Genomic DNA, 7,542 nt, shown 5'->3' with positions numbered 1-7,542 from the left:
TAAGACGGTAGTATTATAACATACGTAGATAGTCAAGGTACTCAAGCCTATCCTTCGAGACGTTTAAATAGTTGTTTGGGACATATATATGCACCCGTTTACAATCTTAAACTTTAACTAAAACTCTCGAGGTTATTTATGGTTACATCTTATCAAAATTTTATTGGCATTGATATTGGAAAACTTGAATTTGTTACTGCAGTTAATGAACAAAAAGGTGTCATCAAATTTGACAATAGTTGTGTTGGTTGGAAACAATTCTACCAAAAATTTTCAAATATCTTGCCTAACTCCATGGCAATTTTAGAAGCTACAGGAGGTTATGAGCTTGGCTTATTGTATTTTCTTATTGATAGAAAAATTGCTGTGCATCGTGCTAATACTCGTCAAGTTAAAAACTTCATTCTATCTCATGGAACTTTGGCAAAGTCTTGATGCAAAAGCGCTTGCCCAATATGGTTCTGAGCGGTGTAGACATCTGCAGCTATTTACACCTATCTCAAAAGAACAAACCACCTTGTTTGCACTTTGTCAGCGTCGTGACGATATTACGAAAATGCTTGTTCAAGACAAGAATAGGCTAAAAACTCCTGGAAATGATTACATTAAGGAAAGTTGTCAACAAGCTATTGAATTCCTCAACAACCAGGTAGAAAAGCTTGATCAAGCTATACAAAAAATAGTCAATGAAAATCCTGAATTGCAATAATGCCAAAAAATTCTTGAAACAGTTCCTGGAATAGGTAGAAAAACCTCTCAATGTTTATTGTGTCTCATACCGGAACTTGGTTCTTTAAATAAAAGGCAAATTTCAAGCCTTGCAGGTGTTGCGCTTCATCCTAAGGAAAGTGGTAAAGCTATTGGCTACCGAAGGATTATAGGTGGAAGAAGTAACGTTCGTTCAAAGCTTTTTACAGCAACCATGGCTGCTGCAAGGTCCAAATCTGCACTTGGTGCCTTTTATTCTAAGCTTATTGAAAGTGGTAAGAAGAAGATGGTGGCTATAACAGCTCTAATGCGAAAAATTATAGTAATTGCTAATGCAAGACTTAAAGAAGCAATTAATTTGCATACTCTTACAACGGTAACTGAAATTAGCTAATGAATATGTGCGTCCACACAGACTTAAAGCACATATTCATTAGCTAAGCAGAAATTGTTGTGACAGCTGTTTGATATAAAATTTTATTTCTATGACACACGGGTTTTTATTGCCCACATGATTGAACAAAGTTACACAAATAAAAAACTTTTAAAAAAACATAGTTGATATCTGGGATCTCATTTTGTAGTTTCCAATTTGCGTCTATTTGCAAATATAATAATTTTACATAAAAATTTAGATCCCAGTGTCACGCACTGGGATGACGAGAAAGGAACACTGGAATGACATCATAGGGGCTACTCGGATGACACCATTTACAACCATTCCCCTACCCTTTCTAGTTGTTTATAGCTATTAAATCTCAGAAAATATGGAGAGGCAATAAAAGGTGTGGAATTACTTAAATAATTAGATAAAAAACCAGGCAGATCATTTTTTAATTCTTGCATTTTGTATCTATAATTTTGTATAGATACAACTTTTATTTTATCATAATCAAGTTTCCAATAAGCAAGTTCTGAGACTTCTCTTTTTGTTATATGTTCTACCGCTAAGGCTTGTAAAATTAATTGCGGAAAAAATCCCGACATTACTTCTTCATTGGAAGGTGGTGTACCAAGCTTATAGTCTATAATTGCCACTTGCCCACTTGGTAGATACTCAACTCTATCACATCTTGCTGTCAGTAAAATTTCTTCTGTCACTCCAATATTTTCAGCGTTATGCACTGAAACGGGAAATATTGGATAGGTAAAACTCTTTTCCAACTCAACATAATTGCTTCGAGTTTCATCAAGTTCGACAAAAGATTGAATTACCCTCTGTAGTCTTATCCACCACATATTTGAAAAATTAAATTGACTGGTTGAGAACATTTCTCGTGCAATACTCATCAGCGACTTTTCGTTGCGTAAATATCTTGCAAGAATGTTATGTACCATAGTGCCAAATTCCAATATCGATGGCTTAAAATTCAAGTCTCTTAATTGTTTAAGGCCCAGTATATATTCAACGTAAAATGAATAAGGATTACGAATTAGCTTTTCTATTGCACTGCAAGACATCACCTGCATTTTTTCTTTTCTAACTTCGGTTTGAGGTTTTGGCATAGGCTGAGTACATGGAACAGTACATTCAGGTGTATTTAATACCCTCAGCCAATCACGATACGGCTGTTTCCCCTCCTTAAGCAGAATTTCCAAACGCTGCAATAGAATTGGTTTTCTATGGCTTAGCGATCTTGTAATATAAACCTTACTTGCGCAAAACAAATTGTGTAAAGTATAAAAAAAATACCCCTGCTCTTCTTGCGCAGAAGGAAGGTTAAATTTTTCTCTCGTAAGTGCATTCAAAAGCGGCCCTTGAAAGCTTGGCGCTTCATTAAATCCAGCGAGTATCACAACTTTGTTGTGATATAAGCTGAATTTATTCAAGTCATTTGCTACAGAAAAAAACTCTTTCTCTAAAAATAAGGTCAGAATTTGGCTATATAACTCTAAGGAGCATTTAATTTCTACACCCTCACATGCATTTGAGAAATTACAGGTAAAATTACCTATTTCATTATTTAACTCTGAAAAATTTATACCAGATAGCATATTAATACACTGCAAATGAGTTGCCACCACATCAGAAATAGGGTAATTTATAGAATCAAGTAAAAGATTAAATACAACATCTAACTTGCTGATAATAAGCAATATATCCTCTTCATGCTTTAGCTTTTTATGAGTATTAATAGCTTTTATAATATCGTCAAGACCGTTTATACTAAAGCTACGTAATATCTCTATTTCAAATTCAGATAAAATCCGAGAGTACTCTTCTTGAGTGTAACCAAAAGTCACTAGCCTATGTTTAAGGAGCGAAAGTAATGACACACTGCTCCAATTTGAGGTCAAAACTTCGATACTATAAAGTAGGAGTGTTATATAAGGATAATTTTCCGGTATGGCACTGTGTTGCCTTGATAAACATGCTATACGAGCTGCAAGCAATTTATCAAAGACAACCAAAGAAACGTTTTCATAACCTTCATTCTCTATAATTAATGATGTCACTTGTGCTTCTTCCTCTCTGGAATCACAAGTGATGACTTCAATATTGCCAATATGTCCATTGCTAACTTTGCTTAGATCAGCAGTTGTATCAAAGACATAATCTAGCTCAGGACTTCCTTTCATCCCAGCCCTCTGATTTTTAGTGTACGAACATTGTAATTTGCAGGTAATTTGAGTAGTAGATGGTGTCATTCCAGTGCTTGACACTGGAATCCAGTTTCTATTGTACAGCCACCTGGTGCGCTCATTTAAAGTTAAGTTTTCTGGATCACAGTGTCTGGGCACTGGAGAACATGCTTTTGGCAGAAAACTTACATCCTCTCTGCCTATACTTAAATAACCTAGCAGATCTTTCAGGCAATATTGATAATGTTTTTTATCAAGTGATTGCCAATCTTTCTCTTTAATTTTCAAATTCAGATTAGGCAAAATTATTTTTCCAAACGGCAGGTCATATATAGCCTTAATTAACGACTTATCCTTTCCAATTCCAACAAAGATTATATGTTGGTCTTTTTCTAAAGAGATTATCATATTGTTTATGTAATCACTCTTATGTTCTAATATATCTACTACTCCTAAATCTTTTAAAATTTTATTCCAACTCTCAATGAGTAAGCTTATGAAATTCTCTATTTTTTTTGAATGTTCATCGAATTGATAACAATCCGTTGTTTGGGTAGATTGAAGCAATGATGGCAGGCTATAAGCTAAATCAATAGGGAAATTATCATTATTTTTTCTATTCCACTCCAATATAAATTGAATGAGTAGCAGCATCCTCTTTGTTGGATTGATAACTTTAACTCTATCAAGATTTAATATTAAATCCTCTTCATCAATGTTTTCCAGTGAAACTATCTCTGGCAAAATTATGCATTTTTTAGCGTTATAATTCTTGAACGCACTCAGCAGCGCTATTACATCCCTTTTGCAGGGAAGTATGATCTTTATCTCGGGAATTTTTTCTCTTTCATATTCAGAAAATATGTGCTGAACCAGCACATCAAAAAGGGATTCATCCACATTAACAGTAAAAACTCTTCCCACTAACAGTAACAATTAATACAATATTTTATTATGCAGAAATCACTCAAAATATAAATGTGCTCGCAGTTTCTTATGCTATGATATATTAAAGTCTTTCACAATATTACATGGCAAACATCAGAATAGAAGTTTTAAATAAATGTGAACAAGTTGGCCGCAGAAGGGTAGTTAATGTTTACTTGATTTACATAAGCAAAGAATTACCATCAAAATTATATGAAGAAATTTGTGGGCTGTTTTATAATAAAGTCATACAAGACTGCCGTTATTATTCCTACAATGAAAACCTTGAAGAAGTTCAATATAACTTCATAGAACCACAAGCAAAGTGGGGCTTGGAGATAAGCTTTTTACCTGGCATGACCGACAATGTAGGCAACACAGCAAAACAAATTATTACAGAATATTTAATAAGCAAAGGCTATATCGATCCATCTGTCATGCAAATTTCCCCCTCTGTCATTCCAGCGCGTGACGCTGGAATCTATAGATCCCAGTGTCAGGGCACTGGGATGACGGACGAAAGGGCTGGAATGACATCAATTGAGATAAAAGCAAGAAGTTCAAAATTGATTCTAAGTCAAGGGAATTTGCCAACCGAAGATGATATAAAACAAGAGTTCAACCCTATCACTGAGTATTGCACACTTATCTGTAAGAACTATAGCTGTAAATATTATGGTAAATCGAATACTACACCTGGTGTCATCCCAGTGCTCCGACACTGGGATCCAGAAAACTTCAAGCAGTTGTATAATGAAAACTGGATTCCAGTGTCAAGCACTGGAATTACATCAGGTAGTAATGGGGCTAAACCTGTTGATTTAAATGTAAGTGACCAAGAGCTTGAAAAAATCAGCAGAGATGGAATCGATGGTAATGGCACTTTAGGGCTCTCGCTGGCAGCAATGAAAGCTATAAAGGATTACTTTAAAAAACTCGGTAGAAATCCATATGATATTGAACTTGAGTCTCTGGCACAGACTTGGTCTGAACATTGTAAACACAATATTTTTTGCTCCCCTATTGATGAAATAAAAGACGGTCTATATGCTCATTATATTAAGCGTGCAACGCGTGAGATAAATTCTGACATATGCGTGTCAGTCTTCTCCGACAACGCAGGAGGAATAATTTTTGATGACGATTACTTGATTGTAGATAAAGTTGAAACTCACAATAGCCCTTCAGCTCTTGATCCGTTTGGTGGAGCAATAACCGGAGTGCTTGGAGTTAATCGTGATATAGTTGGTTTCGGGAAAGGCGCAGAGCCTATAATGAATACCTATTATTTCTGCTTTGCCAAAAAAGCAAAAGGCAAATTTTATAGGGATAAAGAGCGCACTGATGAGATCTTACCGCCAAAATATATAATGAAAGAAGTGATTCACGGTGTTAATGTTGCTGGTAATTGCTCTGGTATTCCAACACAACTTGGATCGGTATATTTTGACGATAGATTTTGTGGAAAGCCGTTAGTCTTTGTTGGCAGCGTAGGAATTATTCCGCGCAGTATAAATAATGTACCTTCACACATCAAAGGACCTAAAAACGGCGATAAAATCGTAATTATTGGTGGAAGAGTTGGAAGGGACGGAATTCACGGTGCAACTTTTTCTTCAGAGGCATTGTCGGGAAACAGCCCTTCAACAATTGTGCAAATTGGTGACCCTATAACACAAAAAAAATTATCCAATGCTGCCTTAGAAGCAAGAGATCTTGGTCTTTATAATGCAATAACGGATAATGGAGCAGGCGGTCTATCATCGTCAATTGGTGAAATGGGAAAAGACGGATTTGAAGTTGATTTGAGCAAGGTTCTCCTTAAAAACGATGGTATAGCTCCGTGGGAAATATGGATATCAGAATCACAAGAGAGAATGACCTTAGCAGTGCCAGAAGAAAATCTTCCTATGTTTAAGCAAACCATGAAAAAACATGATGTGGAGGTTTGTGTGATTGGAGAATTTAACGAAAGAGGTAAAGCTGTCGTTAAATGTCCTGAAGGGAAAGTAATAATGGACATCGAAACTGAATTTCTGCATGATGGTAATCCCAAAGTGCATTTACAGACGAAACTATGGTCTAAGGAGTCTGCTGTATCCTTTCCTGTCATGCAAGTAGCTGACACTGGGATCCAGCAGGTAAAGCCTGTAAACATTTTACGCCAAAACTCATCTAATGGTGGAATTGAATGTGAAATGGATTCCAGTTTTCATGACACCCTTTGCGTGTCAGCTACTTGCATGACATCAAGCCAAAAAACTGAACTAAAAGAAATGCTGAGCAGACCAAACATTTGCAGCAAAGAGTTCATAGTGGTGCAATATGACCATGAGGTTCAAGGATCGTCAATACTGAAACCACTGCAAGGCAAAGGAAGAGTGTGCAGCGAAGCTATCGTCTCAAGGCCAATTCTTTCTTCAAATAAAGGTGTTGTAAAATCGCAAGGATTTGGCTCAAGTTATGGAGAAATTGACACTTATCACATGGCAGCATGTGCGATTGACACTGCCATACGCAACTACGTAGCTGCAGGAGGAAATATAAATCATCTAGCGTTGCTCGATAATTTTTGCTGGTGTGATGCTTATAATCCAGAAAGGCTATGGCAGCTAAAGAGAGCTGCAGAGGCTTGTTACAACTTTGCAACTGCATTTAAAACACCATTCATATCCGGAAAAGACAGTATGTTCAATGACTTCAAGGGATATGATGAAAATGGCGAGAAAGTGATAATCTCTGCACCACCTTCATTACTCATCTCAGCAATTGGAATTATAGAAAATATTGAAAATGCGGTATCACTTGATGTAAAAATGCCAGGGAACTTGATATATGTGCTTGGTACAACTCACGATGAGCTTGGCAGATCTGAATATCAGTTATATAGTGGAATAGATAATAACAACGTGCCAAAAGTTGATGCAAAGAGCGCTAGGAAGTTGTATGAGCATTACAACCAGGCAATAAAAGATGGCATAATTGCCTCTGCAATCGCACCAAACTTGGGCGGATTAATTATTGCTCTGGCAAAATCGCTAATTGCAGGAGATCTCGGTGCTGAAATTGATCTTTCACTAGTGCCAATAGGAAAAACACAAAATACAGACATAATAAACAAAATAATAATGTTTTCTGAATCGCAAAGTAGAATTTTGGTTACTATTGCACCACAAAATCAGAAGAGGTTTGAAGCGTTGTTTGAAGATGCGGCTTATTCATATATTGGCAAAGTAACAGAGAAAAAGGTGCTAAATATAAAGGATATTATTGAAATGAAAGTAGAAAGTTTGGCTTATAGTTATAGTTTTTACACGTAAAAGG

At 36.1% G+C, this 7,542-nt stretch carries 2 protein-coding genes and 1 pseudogene; 2 read left to right on the top strand and 1 reads right to left on the bottom strand.

The window, feature by feature from the left end:
• The first annotated feature begins 138 nt into the window (after nt 1-138).
• A pseudogene (locus OZD70_RS00600) lies at nt 139-1,102 on the top strand (IS110 family transposase).
• Nucleotides 1,103-1,419: 317 nt separating this feature from the next.
• Here the strand turns inward: OZD70_RS00600 and OZD70_RS00595 are convergent.
• Nucleotides 1,420-4,215, bottom strand: coding sequence for a PD-(D/E)XK nuclease family protein (locus OZD70_RS00595; protein WP_275020176.1), 2,796 nt, complete (start codon nt 4,213-4,215; stop codon nt 1,420-1,422).
• A 107-nt stretch (nt 4,216-4,322) separates the two neighbouring features.
• Here OZD70_RS00595 and OZD70_RS00590 point away from each other — a divergent pair, with 107 nt between their 5' ends.
• On the top strand, nt 4,323-7,538 hold the full coding sequence (locus OZD70_RS00590; RefSeq protein WP_275020174.1) for an AIR synthase-related protein: 3,216 nt from the start codon (nt 4,323-4,325) through the stop codon (nt 7,536-7,538).
• Nucleotides 7,539-7,542: the final 4 nt, after the last annotated feature.

Source organism: Wolbachia endosymbiont of Drosophila tsacasi (assembly GCF_028982115.1).
GTDB classification, from domain to species: domain Bacteria; phylum Pseudomonadota; class Alphaproteobacteria; order Rickettsiales; family Anaplasmataceae; genus Wolbachia; species Wolbachia pipientis_B.
This window is presented reverse-complemented; position numbering and strand designations above follow the sequence as displayed.

What these genes read in the sequence shown, in the direction of transcription:
- OZD70_RS00590 (WP_275020174.1), top strand. Translation starts at nt 4,323, where the DNA reads ATGGCAAACATCAGAATAGAAGTTTTAAATAAATGTGAACAAGTTGGC.